The following is a 15,320-nucleotide window of genomic DNA, read 5'->3' on the forward strand; positions in this document are numbered from 1 at the left end:
CAATGAACGGCTCCGGACGCAGAAAAATACTGTTTGTGATCGACTCCTTCAATATCGGAGGGGCCGAACGCAGTCTCTGCACCCTTCTCGGCCTCCTTCCGGCTGAGAAGTTTGACATCAGCGTGATGCTCGCCTCCGGCGGTGGCCCGCTTGAAAAATATCTTCCGCCGGATGTCAGGCTCAGCGAGATTCCGCTCTGCGCCGATGACCTGAAATCGCGGCTCCGCTTCCGCTTCCATCATCTGCGCCACGCCCTCATCTCCCGCATGGCCCGGCAAAGGAACCTCAGGAGCAATCCCGTGGAGCTTTACTGGACAGAGATGGGATGTCTGGCTCCCGCGCCGGCCGAATCATATGATGTGGCCATAGCCTACCATCAGGGCTTCCCTACTTACTTTGTGGCTGAAAAGGTGAAAGCCGCGCGGAAAATTGCCTGGATCAACGCCGACATCGTACGCGACAACTACAGCGAGGCTTTCAACCTCCGCTTCTACCACCTATATAACAAGGTAGTGACAGCCTCCGCACGCTTGCGCGATCTGCTGCTCGATGCCTGGCACTTCCGGCCGGAGCAACTGCTCCCCATACGCGACATTGTCTCCTCCGCACTGCTGCGCCGTCTTGCCGGCGGTGATGACAGCGCGCCCGGACAGCACTCCGGCCCACTGCGCCTGCTCACAGTGGGGCGGCTCGCCCCCGTCAAAGGCTATGACCTGCTCATAGCCACCGCCGCACTGCTGCGTGACCGTGGATTTTCATTCCGCTGGGACATCATAGGCGACGGCCCCATGCGCGAGGAGATCCGCCGGCTCATCTCCCGACACTCTCTGGAAGAACATGTCACACTGCTCGGCCCGATCGACAACCCATATCCCTGGATGCGCTCTTGCGACATCTATATACAGCCCTCACGCTCCGAAGGCTACGGAATAGCCGTCTGCGAAGCCAAAGCCTTCTGCCGCCCGGTCATAGTCACTGACTTCAAGGTAGCGCCGGAGCTCATTGACCACGGCCGCGACGGACTTATTGCATCAATGACCGCCGAGTCGCTTGCCGATGCCGTCACCCGGCTGGCATCGCCTCAGCTCAGAGAAAAAATATCGTCCCGGATAGCCGCCTCTGACTCCGATGACACCTCCGAAAGCCTCCGCCTCGTGCTTGAACTTCTTGACTGACACAAAAACTGCCTGCTGACCGCATCTCCCCGCCCGACATAACCCATGAAACGAATCTTCATCGCAATGCACTATCTCGAAATCGGGGGCGCCGAAAACGCTCTCATCGGCCTGCTGCATGCCCTTGACTATTCCGAAGTGTCGGTCGACCTCTTCCTCTACGCACGCCGGGGCGAAATGCTCCCCTTGGTGCCGCCGGAAGTCTGCATACTGCCCGAAATCCCGGCCTACGCCCACATCGAATCACCGCTGAAAGACGCCTTTCTCCACGGCCACATCCGCGTGGGACTCGGACGCCTGCACGCGAAAGCCCTCGCCGTCATGCGCCGCGGCAAAACCACAGCCGGAAGCGACCACACGGCCATTTTCTCCTACATAGGCCGCTGCGTCACCCCAGCCCTTCCCCCGGTCACCGACCGTGTCTATGATCTGGCTGTCTCCTTCCTCACCCCGCATGACATTGTGCTCTCAAAAGTCAGGGCACACAAAAAAGTCTGCTGGATCCACACCGACTACTCCCGCATCTCCCTCGACCCTGCTTTCGAGCTTCCGGTCTGGCAGGCCTATGACCATATCGTCTCCATCTCGCCTGACGTAAGCCGTGGCTTCATAAAAGTCTTCCCCTCTCTCGCCCCGAAAATCACCGAGATAGCCAACATACTCCCCGAAACCCTCATCCGCGGGAGAGCCGGGTCAGGCTCGGCACCCGAACTGCAGCCCGGCCGCCTCAATCTGCTCTCCGTGGGGCGCTTCACCCATGCCAAGAACTTCGACAACATCCCCGACATAGCCCGCCGCCTGCGCGACGACCACCATGCAGCCCCTTTCCACTGGTATCTGATAGGCTACGGCAGCGACGAGGCTCTGATTCGACGCCGCATCGCAGAGTCCGGCACGAATGACTGCGTCACCATACTCGGCAAGCGCGCCAACCCCTACCCCTACATCAGCGGCTGCGACATCTACGTGCAGCCCTCGCGCTATGAAGGCCGCTGCGTCACCGTCCGTGAAGCCCAGCTCCTCGGCAAGCCGGTGGTCATCGCCGCCTATCCCACCGCCTCATCCCAGGTCAGCGACGGCAAAGACGGCTTCATTCTCCCCTCTGACAACAGCGGCTTCGCTGCCGGACTCGCCAGCCTCGCCGCCTCTCCTGACTGCCTCGAAGAAATTGCCCGCAACCTGCTCTCCGCCGATTACTCCGACCGCACCGAAGCCCGCAAACTCGTCTCTCTCATCTGATCAACCCGCCCGATGTCAATACCCCGCATAATCCACTACTGCTGGTTCGGAAGCAAGCCATTGCCGCCGAGCGCTCTCCGTTGCATCGACTCCTGGCGCCGCAACTTCCCCGGATGGGAAATCCGCCGCTGGGACGAAAGCAATTTCGACATCAACGCCATCACCTATACCCGCCAGGCGGCATCCACCGGCAAGTGGGCCTTTGTCAGCGACTATGCCCGCTTCCTGATTCTCTACCGCCACGGAGGAATCTATTTCGACACCGATGTGGAGGTAATCCGCCCGATGGACCACATCACAGCCGCCGGCGCCTTCATGGGCTTTGAAAAAAGCCACACCGGCATCGGAGTGGCCTCCGGACTCGGCATAGGCGCACCCGCCGGACATCCGTTCTATAAAAAAATCATAGACCTCTACTCCACTCTCACCTATCTCGACAGCGAGGGCCGACCCCTGCCGGGCACAGTCGTGGCCCACGTCACCCGCCTCTTCCTTGAAGCAGGACTCCGGGAAGAAGACCGCCTCCAGACCGTAGAAGGCATAACGGTCTACCCCAACGAATTCTTCAACCCCCTCGACGATGCCACCGGACGCCTGCGCGTGACACCATGCACATGCTCCATACACCACTACGACAAGACCTGGTGCGACAACTACGGCCCGTTGCGCACCCGACTGACGCGCCTCCTCCACCGCCTGTTCGGAGTCACCACCTTCACCCGCCTCCGCAAACTCATAACCCGCAACTGACATTGGAAGCATCTCTATACGAACCGATCTATCTGACCCTGATCAGCCTGCTCTCGCTCGTCACAGGCATGAGGCTGATAATCTCCGGAGGCAACACTCTTGCCATCGGCGAGCACAACCGCGGCAATTCCCTCGGTCCGCTGATCCTCTGCCTCATCCTGGCCATATGGATCGGCCTGCGTCCGGTTTCATTCCTCTTCGGCGATACGGTCAACTACGCGATGGTCTACAACGCCATCGAGCCCGGCAACCTGCATGACTACCGCATATCATCAGAATGGCTCTGGGACATCTTCACCTACCTCTGCCGCACGGCCGGACTCTCGGTCAACGTCTACTTCATGCTGATTGACCTGGTCTACATACTCGTATCTTTCGCCGCGGTCAAAAAATTCGTACCCACCTCCCCCTGGCTCGGCACCCTCTTCCTCATCGGAGCCCTCTTCTTCTTCTCATTCGGCACCAACGGCCTGCGCAACGGTGTGGCCTGCAGCATAGTGCTTCTCATCATGGCCTACATGCTCGAAGAGCGTTATGTCTCAGCGGTTATCCTCTCACTCATAGCCCTGAGCATCCACCGCAGCTCCGCCCTTCCGCTCGGAGGCGCCATCCTCGCCCTGACAGTGCTCAAGAATCCGCGCTACGCCCTCTATGGCTGGATCACCTGCATCCTCCTGTCACTCATAGCCGGAAACTACTGGACCGAACTGATAGCCGACATCGGTTTTGACGACCGTCTGGCCCAATACACCGACACCTCCGATGAAAACCTCAGCACCTGGGGCTCCACAAGCTCCTTCCGTTGGGACTTCCTCGCCTACAGCGCCATTCCTGTCATATATTTCTTCTATATCTGCAGCCGGGGGCTGCGCGACGGATGGTTCAACACTCTGGCCACAACCTATCTCGTGGCCAACTCTTTCTGGGTACTGATGATCCGCGCGGCTTTCTCAAACCGTTTCGCCTACCTCTCCTGGTTTCTCATTCCGGTGATATTCGTCTACCCACTCTGCAACATGAAGGTATGGAAAGACCAGAACTTCGTGGCCGGAATGCTGCTGATAGCCTATGTATCCATCACTGTAATCTTCCTTTCACTGATATGGTAACCCGACTCACTGTCTTCACACCTACATATAACCGCGCCCACACTCTGCGCCGCGTCTACGAAAGCCTCTGCACACAGACCGTGCGCGAGGGCTTCGAATGGCTCGTGATCGATGACGGCTCCACTGACTTCACCCGTCAGCTCGTTGAGGGCTTCATCAGCGAAAAGCGCATCCCCATACGCTATATATATAAGGAAAACGGAGGTCTCCACACCGGCTACAATACAGCCTATGCAAACATCGACTCCGAACTCTGCGTCTGCATCGACTCAGACGACTTCATGCCCGACGATGCCGTGGAGCTGATCCTGAAAAAATGGGATTCGGAAGGCTCCTCCAAATATGCCGGGCTCGTAGGCCTCGACTACTACCTCGACTCCGACACTCCCATAGGCGGCAAACTCCCCGACGATATGGCCAGTTGCTGGCTCAACGAACTGGAAACACGCGGCATACACCGCGGCGACATGAAGCAGGTGATGCGTACCGAACTGATGAAGGAAGTGGCCCCGCAGATCGGTTACCCCGGCGAAAAAAACTTCAATCCGGTCTATATGCTCCTCCAGGTCTGCGACCGCCTGCCACTGCTTGTCATCAACCGCAACCTCTGCTACGTAGACTATCAGACCGGAATCGACAGCATGTCTGAACGCATCTTCCTCCAATATCTCGACTCGCCCCGCAGCTTCGCCAAACTCCGCCGCCTCGAAATGACGCTCCGCCACACCTCAGCGGTCCGGCGTTTTCGCGTAGCCATCCACTACGTGTCGAGCTGCATCATTGCCCGTGACAGCCGCTGGCTCGCCGACTCTCCTAAAAAACTGCTGACGCTTCTGGCTGCTCCGGCCGGTTATCTCCTCTCCCGCTACATACGCCACAAGGCAAAACAATTCACATGACACAATAAAATGTGACACTATGAAAATCCTACACGTAATAACCTCCATGCGCACCGGCGGGGCCGAAAAGCTGGTATGCGACATGCTGCCTCTGATGCGCGATCAGGGTCATCAGGTCGAACTCGCTGTCTTTGACGGCACTCCGGGCCATCTGCTGGAGTCTGTCAGGCAGCACGGAATCACTGTCCACATTTTCGGACACGGGCTGAAATCCATCTACAACCCACAACATATCTATAAGTTAAAATCAACAATAGGGAGAGTCAACATTGTCCATTCCCACAACACATCGGCCCAGCTGTTCACCGCACTCGCAGCTCCGGCCGGAACCACACTCGTAACCACCGAGCACAACACCGACAACCGCCGACGCCACCTACGACTGCTGCGGCCTCTGGATATCCGGCTCTATCGCCGCTACAAAGCCATAGCCTGCTGCAGCGAAGCTGTGGCATCATCTCTGCTCAACTATCTCGGGCCGGAATTCGCAGACCGCACAAGCGTGATTGAAAACGGGATTGACCTTTCGACATATTCTGCCGCAGCTTCCGGCACACCAGCCGCCTCCAATGAGACCGACATCCTGATGGTGGCCGCTTTCCGCCCGCAGAAAGACCACCTGACCGCACTCCGCGCCCTCCCGCTCCTGCCCTCGGAAACAACTCTCTCATTTGCCGGAGAAGGCTCCACACGCCCGCAGATCGAAGCCGAGGTCCGCAGACTCGGTCTTGAAAAGCGGGTCAGATTTCTCGGTCCGGTCAGCAATGTGGCCGAAAGACTGCAAGCCGCCGGAATAGCCCTGCTGTCGACCCACTACGAAGGCCTGTCACTGTCAAGCATCGAGGCAATGGCTTCAGGCACACCGCTTGTGGCCTCTGACGTGAGCGGAGTCCGTGAAGTCTGCGGAGGCGCCGCACTTCTCTTCCCCGAAGGCGATGCCGAAGCTCTCGCCGCAATCCTCGCCGACCTGCTTAAAGACCCCGCCTTGCGCCGCCAGACAGCCGACCGCTGCCGCAAACGCGCCGCCCGCTTCGACATCCGCACAACCACCCAAGCCTATCTCGACCTCTACACCCGCCTCCTCCAGGCCCCCGAAATAGTGCGATAATTCGAAGACACCACATCCGGAGCGGTAAAACGGTGTCCTGACGGACATCACCAAACGCCCTGTAGGAAACGCCCCGCTGTCATTTTCAATTTTATTGACATTTTTGACTTTGTATCCGAATTTTTCTGTACTTTTGTGCTTTGCATACATTGCTGATTCATTCGACTATTCTTCTCATACAACACTCTAACCGATCAATCTTTATGAAAACCTTTGCACGTTTGCTGGCTTTGTTTGTGCTCCTTTCCGCCACATGCGCCTCAGTCTCGGCGCAGGACAAACCACGCTGGATCACCAAAGGAGTGGCCTCGCTTGAAAAAGAGCGCAGCAACGACTCATATACCTTCCGCGAATTCGAAATTTTCGGCGGTGACATCGACCTCTTGCGCAAAGAGCGCTTCAATCCGCTCGTAGGCTATCTCGCAAACACCTTCGGGGCCGATTCCGCATCAGCGCAGGTAACGCTGCTTTCCGCATCATCACCGAGGCCCGCCACTCTCAATGATGCCGAAGGCGACCGCTCGGTGCAGGCCGAATATCGGGTGACATTCTCCGCCCCGACGCCAATGACCTTCTATGCCAAGCTCGTCGACGAATATGTGAGCTTCGATGAAAACGTTGACATGAGCTTCGACTATACACTATATCAGCTCTTCGCCATCTCGTCAACAGCTGACGGAGCCGTGCCGCAGTTCGATGACTATTCATACTCCCGCAAATACAATACCCGCGCGCTTGCCCTCTCGATCGTCCCCGGCCTCGGCCAGATGTACAAGGGCCACAACGCAAAAGGCTGGGTTATCATTGGCGGCGAAGTCGTGTTCGTAGGCGCGGCTATCTATTCGCAGATCCGCCAGCACAACTATAGCGACGATGCCAAAAACGCCTCCGATGCGGTAGCCCCAAGCTACCGCAGCAAGTCGAAAAGCTGGCGTCAGGTGCGCGATGTGGCAATAGTGGGAGCATGCGGACTCTACGTCTACAACCTTCTTGACGCAGCCCTCTCGAAAGGCGCCCGCCAGGTGGTCGTGAACAAGGCTTCCGGCACCCGTCTGGCCTTATCGCCCTCCGTGATGGCTGACCCTATGGCCTCGCCCGCACCGGCCGTAACCATGTCACTTTCATTCTGAAACCCGGCAACGAAAGTGGCGGTCAAGATCATACGCATGGCCACTATCGGGCTTTCGCTCGACACCTTCTGTCGCGGACTGCTGCAGGAACTTTCGGCTGACTATGAGGTGGTGGCGCTTTCATCGCCTGACAGCCACCTCGACAGCCTCGGAAAGCGCGAAGGAGTGCGCACCATAGGCGTGGAGATGAAGCGCGAGATAGCCCCTCTGGCAGATCTCCGCTCCCTGATCAGGCTGGTCAGAGAGTTCAGGCGCGAACGTCCGCAGATGGTCCACACAATGACACCCAAGGCCGGCCTGCTCGGCATGATGGCCGCACGGATTGCCGGAGTGCCCCTGCGGGTCCACACATTCACCGGACTGCTATTTCCCACAGCCACCGGACTGAAAAAACAGATACTGCGCCTGACCGACCGCCTGACATGCGCCTGCGCCACTCACATCATCCCTGAAGGCGAGGGAGTCAGAAACGATCTTATTGCCGGAGGCATCACCCGAAAGCCCCTGCGCGTTCTCGGCCACGGCAATGTCCGCGGAGTGGACCTTGACCATTACAGGCCATCGGAATCCATTGACGCTCAAGCCGCAGAGCTCAGACGTAGGTTCGGAATCCGGCCCGGCGACAAAGTGCTGCTCTATGCCGGACGTGCCGACCGCGACAAAGGCATAGCCGAGCTGACCAAAGCATTCCGCACCCTCGGCCGCAAGGACACCCACCTGCTTTTGGCAGGCGACTTCAAAGACTCTCCACTACTGCCCGCCGACATGAGCAACATCCACCTTTCCGACGGATGGACAGCCGACATACTCCCCTGGATGCGTGCCGCCGACATCTTCATTCTCCCAAGCTACCGCGAGGGCTTCCCCAACACCGTGCTTGAAGCCGGAGCGATGTGCCGCCCATCGGTTGTCACTGACATCAACGGCTCGCGGGAGATAATAACCGACGGTGTTAACGGACTGATTGTGGAACCACGGACCGTGGCTCCTCTGCGCGAGGCAATTCTGAAACTCATATCCGACCCGGCGCTCTGCCACGAAATGGGGCTGCGGGCACGTGAAAACGTAGAGCGTAAATTTTCGCAGCCATATGTCAGATCCTGCCTGAAAGAATTTTACCGGACCATTATCCCGACAGCACAATGACAGGCTTCCTTATCAGCATAAAACACCGCTTCCCGGCCATCTGGCGCGCCGTAGAGTGGGCCAACGGCAAAGCCATGCGCCTGCGCTACCCCCGTCTCGGCATGATAGCCACTGAGAAAGCCTCGTCCGTCTCACTCGCCGGATTCCGCTTCTCGCCCCTGCAGGAAACAGATCTGACTGATCTTCACCGCTTTCTGATGACACTCCCGGAGGACAGCGTGGCCTACTTCAACCCCCATGCCTTCACGCTGCCCGCCCTGCGCAGACTTCACCGCAGCGGATCGTTCGTCATGCTCGGAGTCAGACAGGGAGACACACTTGTAGGCTACCACTTTCTGCGCTGTTTCGCCAGCGGACGCTGCTTCCACGGGCTCGTGGTCAGCCCCTCGGCGCAGGGCCGTGGCATCGGCACCGCCATGTGGGATCTCGGAGCCCGCATAGCCACAGCCGCAGGCCTCGCCATGTTTGCCACCATATCCGAACACAACCACCCCTCACTGACATCCTGCACCCGCGGCTGCCACACCACCATCGCCGACCGCCTCCCCGGCTCCTACCTCCTCATCCGCTGCCAACCGAAAAAACACAAAGCATAAACACGGCATCAAAGGCACAATTTTATCCATTTTTTTCACATGAGCCATTTTTATGTTAAATCTCTTTGTGAGATTTTTGGAATTTAGTATTTTTGCGAACTTGGATGAATTATCTTCTACTGCTTTAACAATCCGGCATTCAACTGATTCTTATATAACGCCTTGATTCATCCTTGTCTTATTGATAGTAAACGCGATTCTTCTTTAAAAAACACAGTTAATTTAACCTTGCTGACAAAAGAAATCTTTGACCGCTTTGCAGGCTTTATCGGCCTTGCTGTAGCCATCCCTGTCATTTTGCTGACATGGATAGCGATAGCGATCGTCATGCCCGGCGCTCCGGCCATCTTCCGGCAGAAGCGCGTAGGCAAGGACGGCAGACTGTTCACGCTGGTCAAATTCCGCACCATGCGTCCGGCTCACGGAGGCTCTTCGGTCAGCGTGGCCGGCGAAAGCCGCATCACTCCTCTCGGAGCCGTGCTGCGCCGGTGGAAGATCGACGAACTGCCGGAACTGTGGAATGTAATCAAGGGCGACATGAGTTTCGTGGGCCCAAGACCCGACGTGCCCGGCTATGCCGACTGCCTCGAAGGAGACTGCAGACGCATACTCAGTCTCAAACCCGGCATCACCGGAGCCGCGACTCTACGCTACCGATATGAAGAAGAAATACTCGCCTCTCAGGAAGATCCGCAGACATACAACGACAGCGTGATCTACCCTGACAAGGTGCGTCTGAACCTGCTCTATCTTGATAGCCGCTCGTTCGGACTTGACCTGCGGATGATACTCTCCACCGCTCTCCCCTCGCTCCAAAGCCGCCTTCTCCCCTCTGAATTCCATGCAATCATGCCCGGAAGCGAACTGAACACCCCGACCACACAATCAGTCAACATATATGCAAACTAAGAAAATACATCTTTGCCTCGCCCATATGAGCGGAGCCGAACAGCGCTTTATCGATGAAGCTTTCGCCGACAGTTGGGTTGTACCCCTCGGCCCGAATGTGGACGGTTTTGAAGAAGATCTCAAAAAGTTCCTTACTGACGGAGATCCCCGGTCAGAAGGAAAAGAAATAGCCGCCCTCTCGGCAGGCACAGCCGCCATCCATCTTGCCCTTGTGCTTCTCGGTGTGGGCCAGGATGATGAAGTGATCTGCCAGAGCTTCACGTTTGCTGCCTCGGCCAATCCCGTGGTCTACCAGGGAGCCAAACCGGTGTTTGTCGACAGCGAGGCCGGATCATGGAACATGGATCCCGACCTGCTCGACGCTGCCATTGCCGACCGCATCGAAAAAACCGGACGCAAGCCGAAAGCCATCATTGCCGTGCATCTCTACGGAATGCCCGCGCAGATGGACCGCATCTGCGCCGTGGCCGACAAATGGGGCATACCCGTTGTGGAAGATGCCGCCGAAGCCCTCGGATCGAAATATCAGGGCCGCATGTGCGGAACTTTTGGCCACTTCGGCATACTGAGTTTCAACGGCAACAAGATGATCACCACCTCAGGTGGCGGAGCACTTGTGTGCCCCAATGCCGAGAGCAAGAAACGCGCACTCTTTTTCGCCACCCAGGCCCGCGAGCCATTCCCCTACTACCAGCATGAGCATATAGGCTACAACTACCGGCTGAGCAACATTTCAGCCGGAATAGGTCGCGGACAGATGACGATTCTCGACGAGCACATAGCCCATCACCGCCGTCTGGCAGCACTCTATCAGGAACTGTTCGCCGAAATTGACGGCATCAGCTACCACGCCAATCCGTCAGCCGAAAGTGACAGCAACTACTGGCTGAGCACCATCGAGATCGACCCTCAGGTGACCGGCAAGACCCCGGAGGACCTGCGCCTGCACCTTGCCGCCATCAACGTGGAGACCCGCCCGCTCTGGAAGCCGATGCACCTGCAGCCGGTATTCGCCCAGGCCCCGGCCTATGTCAACGGCGTCAGCGAAGCCCTCTTCGGCCGCGGCCTCTGCCTCCCCTCCGGCCCCTGCGTCAGCGAAGACGATGTCAGAATGATCGTGAACGAAATCAGAAACTGCATCAACGGCTGACCCTTCCGCACCTAACAAGACTCACACCAGGCAACACCACATAACAACACACACCACCGTGAACCGGACACTGCTGACAAGAGAATTTGCGCGCCACAATCTGTCGAGATGGATTGTGCTGCTTCTCGACTGCTCGATGGTCTATCTATCGGGACTTGTGGCATGTGTGGTGAACCACGGACTGGCCAACACCGTCAGCAATCTCGGCCTTATACTTCAGACCATGCTGATCTATCTCAGCCCCTTTGCCGCCGGTTTCCTCCTGTGCGGGACCTACCGCAACATCTTCCGCCGCACCTCTTTCCCCGACCTTGTCCGCGTCTGCATGGCTCTTGCGTTTGCCGTAACAGTCATCATGCTGCTGCGCATATTCCTCCACGCCGACAATGTGCTCTTTGCCATCCGCCTGCGCGACCTGATTCTGCTCTCGCTTCTTGCAGTCACCACCATCTGCGGAATGCGAGTCGGAGTCAAGACCCTCTATGACCTCTATCTGCGCTACACCACCAGCGGCGGAGCCTATGGCTACAGTGAGCGCCAGCTCATCGACCTCGAAATGGCCGATCTGCTTGACCGCAACCCTATAGAAGTTGACATGGACGAAATCCGCGCCAAACTTTCAGGGCGCCGCATTCTCGTCACCGGCGCAGCCGGAAGCATAGGCAGCGAACTTGCCCTGCAGCTCGCATCGCTTCGCCCGCAGAGACTCATTCTTATAGACCAGGCCGAGTCGCCGCTCCATAACCTGCGGCTCGAACTGGAGCGTCTGTATCCCAAAACAGACTGCGTCTACATAGTAGCCGACATCTGCAACGGCCCGCGCATGGAGCGCATTTTCGCCTCGGAAAGCCCTGAAATCGTATTCCACGCCGCAGCTTACAAGCATGTGCCCCTTATGGAGGAGAATCCGGTTGAAAGTGTGACCAACAACGTGGGCGGAACCCGCCTCATAGCCGATCTTGCCGTAAGTTACAAGGTGGAGAAATTCATACTTGTCAGCACCGACAAGGCCGTAAACCCGACCAATGTGATGGGCTGCACGAAACGTATCTGCGAGATGTACTGCCAGAGTCTTTCAAGCAACCGCCCCGACGGCTGCCGCTTCATCACCACCCGCTTCGGTAACGTGCTCGGCTCACAAGGCTCGGTGATACCGACCTTCCGCAGCCAGATACGCCGCGGAGGTCCGGTAATGGTGACCCACCCCGACATAATCCGCTACTTCATGCTCATACCCGAAGCCTGCGCGCTCGTGCTCGAAGCCGCTATCCTCGGCAAAGGCGGCGAAATATTCGCCTTCGACATGGGCAAACCGGTCAAGATCGTAGAACTCGTCCGCCGTATGATAGCCCTCAGCGGCCGTTTTGATGTAAAGATAGAATACTGCGGACTGCGCCCCGGCGAAAAGCTCTATGAGGAACTCCTCACTGAAAAAGAACAGGTGATACCGTCGTCGCATCCAAAAATCAAGATTGCAAAGGTCGAGCCAAGCGACAAACGCCGAGTGTCAGCCCAGGTCAACGAACTTCTCGCCACGGCCCACACATTCAACGCCATCGCCACCGTGAGGTCCATGAAACGCATGGTGCCGGAGTATATCTCAAACAACTCACCCTACTCCGCCCTCGATCCCTCACCTTCGGGTCCGCAACCTTCGCTCGAAGTAAGCCCGACAACAACCGATATATATCATAACAAACCTGAAATCCAACCTATCGCATAAAGCTATGTACCTTCTCAAGCTCAAGACTTTAAAGCGTTTGCTCTATCCCGCGCTGTCACTGGCTGCCCTGTGTCCGGGCTTCACAGCCGCCGCGCAGGCTCCCTCGTCATATGAGGACTTTGACCGGCAGTACAAAGACTACCGGACAGTCTATTCAGACACTACTGACACCGACTTGCCTACCCGCACCGAGGTTGTCAAGGAAACAAACCAGCCATTCGGAGTGGTTACAAACAAGTTCGGCAAAAACTGGTTTGTATTCGCCACAGCCGGAGCCCACACATTCCGCGGCGACTACTCCGGACGCGGAAAGTTCGGCGGCACCATCTCGCCTGACTTCGGTATCGGCGTTGGAAAATGGTTCACTCCGGGCGTAGGCGTGAAATTGGAATTCATCCGCTCCGACTCCAAGGGCTACACCGAATACCTCACCGGCCACTATGGCTACGGGGGTATCATGCAGGCTCCTGACGGAACACCCTACCGCAAGATGAGAACCCGCTGGTGGGATATCGGCGCAAGTGTCATCTTCAACCTCTCGCGCCTTATCTATGGCTATGAAGGAGCTGACAGCCCCAAACTCATGAACCAGTTCATGCTCAACGCCGGTATCGGCGGTGTGCACCACATGGGCTATGGCCACAGCCACGGATCAGACAACGAGCTCAGCGCACATCTGGAGCTGCAATACAGCCGCTTCTTCACCCGCTCGAAGCGTTTCTCGCTCGACTTCAAGCTCCGCGCTCTTCTCTATCAGACCAACTTCGACCTCGAATACGGCCAGGCTAATCATGCGGCCAACAAGTGGGACTCGAATCTCGGCGCCGATCTCGGCTTCACATTCTATCTCGGCTCAAAACGTGCCCGCAGCTGGCGCATGGGCGCTACCCACACCTACACCCGCGACTACCGCGAACGTCAGATCCGCGAAGTTCGCGTCAAGGAGGGCGATCCCGCCAAGTTCACCGAAATCACATTCTACGTCTTCTACCCCAACAACTATTCCGGACGTAACGATGCCCCGACCATCGCTTCAAGCTCTGTCAACGCCATTGACTACCTGACAGGGGGTATCTACACCCAGCGCCGCTTCGAGGACAACGGTGATGTGGCCTCGCGCCTCGTGGCCGGACGCACTCTCAAGGGTCTGCCCACCGAAGACTTGCCCACCGAACCGGCTGACCGCGACTTCGCCATCACCTCAGTGCCCCGCGGATATGAAATGGGAGAAGGTCCGATCTCTCTGAGCCTCGCTCCTTCCGACATGTCTGACTTCCGCCAGAGCGCAGGCTTCTACTACGCTCCGATCTATGGCGACCAGCACCTCTGGCACTACCGTATCGACGATGCCACCCGCTCTCAGAAGCTTCTGAGCGAAGACAACTACTATGAGACCCAGACCTTCGGCCTCAACGCCCACAAGGGTCTTGAAACCATCCGTGAATACTTCGACATAGACCGCAGCGAATATCTCGTCAGTCTTGCCGACATCTATGCGGCCGTGAAGTCAAACCAGGGCCATATAGCCAAGCATGCCGATCAGGAGACTGTCGATGACATCCGCCACATTATTGAAAACGGTGTGATCACAGGCATTCTGGTGGAAGGTCTCGCCACAAGCCAGGACAACTTCACCGGTCCTGACGCCAAGCAGGTGGGTCTCGACCGTAACACAACCCTCTCGGACAACCGCGCCACCACGGTGCTCAACTGGCTCCGCGAGTCAGGCAAGTTTGACGGTGTAGACTCCAAGACATACCGTGTCAACTCATTCAAGAACGCAGTGCGCGGCATAGGCCGTGTGGACGATCCTTCTACCCGCGGCATTGAAGCCAAGATGAACCGCTGCGTGAAGGTGCACCTGCAGTACATCCTCCCGCAGAAATAACATATTTCCCCGCACATAAAAACAATAGAAAAAAACTCCGGACGGAAGCTTCCATCCGGAGTTTTCTATTATGCAGTCTGAGAGATACTATAATTACATTTATCTGATGATATATAGTCAATTATTACTGTCCGCTAAACCATAAAAAGGCGAGTCCAACTTCCTGAACGGCAGAAGTTGGGCTTACTTTTTGTATTTGACAAGCCCCCTCAGCAGTTTTCAGGAACTTCTGGAGGCGATTCCGATGCTTCGGCGAGCATGATTTTCAGGTCTGCATCGGGCTGATTGAGGAATTTTTCGAGATTCAGGTAATACATCAGCACAATTCTGATGATTGTAGCCAGCCCTGAGAAGCTCCAACGTCTTTCGAGTTTGCTTTGAAGTACTGACAGCAGCAGATTTGCGATGAGTGTAACCCATATCTGGATTTTGATGGCGTTGGCGCTCTCGCCATAGAAGTATCTCAAGGGGAAGTTCTGTTTGATCTGCTTGAAAAGA

At 57.0% G+C, this 15,320-nt stretch carries 13 protein-coding genes and 1 pseudogene; 13 read left to right on the plus strand and 1 reads right to left on the minus strand.

Translation table 11 applies throughout. The annotated features are described in order from the left end of the window. The first annotated feature begins 2 nt into the window (after nucleotides 1-2). The 13 genes from C5O23_RS09965 to C5O23_RS10025 all read left to right on the plus strand — a co-directional run bounded on the left by C5O23_RS09965 (nucleotide 3) and on the right by C5O23_RS10025 (nucleotide 14,822). A complete protein-coding gene (locus tag C5O23_RS09965; RefSeq protein WP_107032798.1) occupies nucleotides 3-1,175 on the plus strand; it encodes a glycosyltransferase in 1,173 nt (390 codons plus the stop codon). A gap of 45 nt (nucleotides 1,176-1,220) precedes the next feature. Continuing rightward, nucleotides 1,221-2,414: a glycosyltransferase gene (locus C5O23_RS09970; RefSeq protein ID WP_107032799.1), complete on the plus strand. Its 1,194-nt coding sequence runs from the start codon at nucleotides 1,221-1,223 to the stop codon at nucleotides 2,412-2,414. Between the two features lie 12 nt (nucleotides 2,415-2,426). Continuing rightward, nucleotides 2,427-3,164, plus strand: a complete 738-nt coding sequence (locus C5O23_RS09975; RefSeq protein WP_107032800.1) for a glycosyltransferase family 32 protein — start codon at nucleotides 2,427-2,429, stop codon at nucleotides 3,162-3,164. Nucleotides 3,165-3,166: 2 nt separating this feature from the next. Beyond that, entirely contained in the window at nucleotides 3,167-4,273 is a 1,107-nt protein-coding gene (locus tag C5O23_RS09980; RefSeq protein ID WP_107032801.1) for an EpsG family protein, read from the plus strand. After that, nucleotides 4,267-5,172: a glycosyltransferase family 2 protein gene (locus C5O23_RS09985; protein ID WP_107032802.1), complete on the plus strand. Its 906-nt coding sequence runs from the start codon at nucleotides 4,267-4,269 to the stop codon at nucleotides 5,170-5,172. Before C5O23_RS09980 ends, C5O23_RS09985 begins: the two co-directional genes overlap by 7 nt. 19 nt (nucleotides 5,173-5,191) lie before the next feature. Then, nucleotides 5,192-6,280, plus strand: coding sequence for a glycosyltransferase (locus tag C5O23_RS09990; RefSeq protein WP_107032803.1), 1,089 nt, complete (start codon nucleotides 5,192-5,194; stop codon nucleotides 6,278-6,280). A gap of 203 nt (nucleotides 6,281-6,483) precedes the next feature. Then, complete coding sequence (locus tag C5O23_RS09995) at nucleotides 6,484-7,410, plus strand: DUF5683 domain-containing protein (protein ID WP_133166544.1); 927 nt, start codon at nucleotides 6,484-6,486, stop codon at nucleotides 7,408-7,410. Nucleotides 7,411-7,425: 15 nt separating this feature from the next. Next, on the plus strand, nucleotides 7,426-8,556 hold the full coding sequence (locus tag C5O23_RS10000) for a glycosyltransferase family 4 protein (RefSeq protein ID WP_133166545.1): 1,131 nt from the start codon (nucleotides 7,426-7,428) through the stop codon (nucleotides 8,554-8,556). Then, nucleotides 8,553-9,152, plus strand: a complete 600-nt coding sequence (locus C5O23_RS10005; protein ID WP_107032806.1) for a GNAT family N-acetyltransferase — start codon at nucleotides 8,553-8,555, stop codon at nucleotides 9,150-9,152. The genes C5O23_RS10000 and C5O23_RS10005 overlap by 4 nt, the downstream gene beginning before the upstream one ends. A 228-nt stretch (nucleotides 9,153-9,380) precedes the next feature. Next, nucleotides 9,381-10,061, plus strand: coding sequence for a sugar transferase (locus C5O23_RS10010; RefSeq protein WP_107032807.1), 681 nt, complete (start codon nucleotides 9,381-9,383; stop codon nucleotides 10,059-10,061). Then, nucleotides 10,051-11,211: a DegT/DnrJ/EryC1/StrS family aminotransferase gene (locus C5O23_RS10015; RefSeq protein WP_107032808.1), complete on the plus strand. Its 1,161-nt coding sequence runs from the start codon at nucleotides 10,051-10,053 to the stop codon at nucleotides 11,209-11,211. The genes C5O23_RS10010 and C5O23_RS10015 overlap by 11 nt, the downstream gene beginning before the upstream one ends. A 58-nt stretch (nucleotides 11,212-11,269) precedes the next feature. Further along, on the plus strand, nucleotides 11,270-12,934 hold the full coding sequence (locus C5O23_RS10020) for a UDP-N-acetylglucosamine 4,6-dehydratase family protein (RefSeq protein ID WP_353655393.1): 1,665 nt from the start codon (nucleotides 11,270-11,272) through the stop codon (nucleotides 12,932-12,934). Nucleotides 12,935-12,938: 4 nt separating this feature from the next. After that, nucleotides 12,939-14,822, plus strand: a complete 1,884-nt coding sequence (locus C5O23_RS10025) for a hypothetical protein (protein ID WP_107032809.1) — start codon at nucleotides 12,939-12,941, stop codon at nucleotides 14,820-14,822. 209 nt (nucleotides 14,823-15,031) lie between these two features. Here the strand turns inward: C5O23_RS10025 and C5O23_RS10030 are convergent. Further along, nucleotides 15,032-15,320: pseudogene (locus tag C5O23_RS10030) on the minus strand (IS4 family transposase); the annotation flags it as partial.

This window comes from Duncaniella muris, from assembly GCF_003024805.1.
In the GTDB taxonomy this organism is placed as follows: Bacteria; Bacteroidota; Bacteroidia; order Bacteroidales; family Muribaculaceae; genus Duncaniella; species Duncaniella muris.

Coding starts and splice junctions, on each gene's coding strand:
- C5O23_RS09965 (WP_107032798.1), top strand. CDS start 3: ATGAACGGCTCCGGACGCAGAAAAATACTGTTTGTGATCGACTCCTTC.
- C5O23_RS09970 (WP_107032799.1), top strand. CDS start 1,221: ATGAAACGAATCTTCATCGCAATGCACTATCTCGAAATCGGGGGCGCC.
- C5O23_RS09975 (WP_107032800.1), top strand. CDS start 2,427: ATGTCAATACCCCGCATAATCCACTACTGCTGGTTCGGAAGCAAGCCA.
- C5O23_RS09985 (WP_107032802.1), top strand. CDS start 4,267: ATGGTAACCCGACTCACTGTCTTCACACCTACATATAACCGCGCCCAC.
- C5O23_RS09990 (WP_107032803.1), top strand. CDS start 5,192: ATGAAAATCCTACACGTAATAACCTCCATGCGCACCGGCGGGGCCGAA.
- C5O23_RS09995 (WP_133166544.1), top strand. CDS start 6,484: ATGAAAACCTTTGCACGTTTGCTGGCTTTGTTTGTGCTCCTTTCCGCC.
- C5O23_RS10005 (WP_107032806.1), top strand. CDS start 8,553: ATGACAGGCTTCCTTATCAGCATAAAACACCGCTTCCCGGCCATCTGG.
- C5O23_RS10015 (WP_107032808.1), top strand. CDS start 10,051: ATGCAAACTAAGAAAATACATCTTTGCCTCGCCCATATGAGCGGAGCC.
- C5O23_RS10025 (WP_107032809.1), top strand. CDS start 12,939: ATGTACCTTCTCAAGCTCAAGACTTTAAAGCGTTTGCTCTATCCCGCG.